The sequence below is a fragment of the Paenibacillus sp. TSM33 genome, from assembly GCF_056099025.1.
Genome location: NZ_JBLZXB010000053.1, coordinates 1 through 319, shown reverse-complemented (window position 1 = coordinate 319; position 319 = coordinate 1). Strand labels below are relative to the sequence as shown.

3 tRNA genes are annotated in these 319 nt (G+C 52.0%); all 3 read right to left on the bottom strand.

Going from position 1 to position 319, the window contains the following annotated elements:
- Positions 1-50: 50 nt before the first annotated feature.
- The 3 genes from ACN6NF_RS25855 to ACN6NF_RS25845 all read right to left on the bottom strand — a co-directional run bounded on the left by ACN6NF_RS25855 (position 51) and on the right by ACN6NF_RS25845 (position 316).
- Positions 51-126 (bottom strand) — tRNA-Thr (locus tag ACN6NF_RS25855).
- A 13-nt stretch (positions 127-139) separates the two neighbouring features.
- Positions 140-216, bottom strand: a tRNA-Asp gene (locus ACN6NF_RS25850).
- Positions 217-242: 26 nt separating this feature from the next.
- Positions 243-316 (bottom strand) — tRNA-Met (locus ACN6NF_RS25845).
- Between the last annotated feature and the right edge of the window lie 3 nt (positions 317-319).

The window sequence follows — 319 nt, the reverse complement described above, 5'->3', positions numbered from 1 at the left end:
GAGCAGATTTACAGTCTGATGCGTTTGGCCACTTCGCTAATCCTCCAAAATGGTGCCGGCGAGAGGACTTGAACCCCCAACCTACTGATTACAAGTCAGTTGCTCTACCAGTTGAGCTACACCGGCATATTAAGTTAAATGGCGGAACTGACGGGATTCGAACCCGCGATCTCCTGCGTGACAGGCAGGCATGTTAGGCCTCTACACCACAGTTCCAGAGGCACTTTCTAAATTGAAAGTAATTGCGGGGGCAGGATTTGAACCTACGACCTTCGGGTTATGAGCCCGACGAGCTACCGAACTGCTCCACCCCGCGATA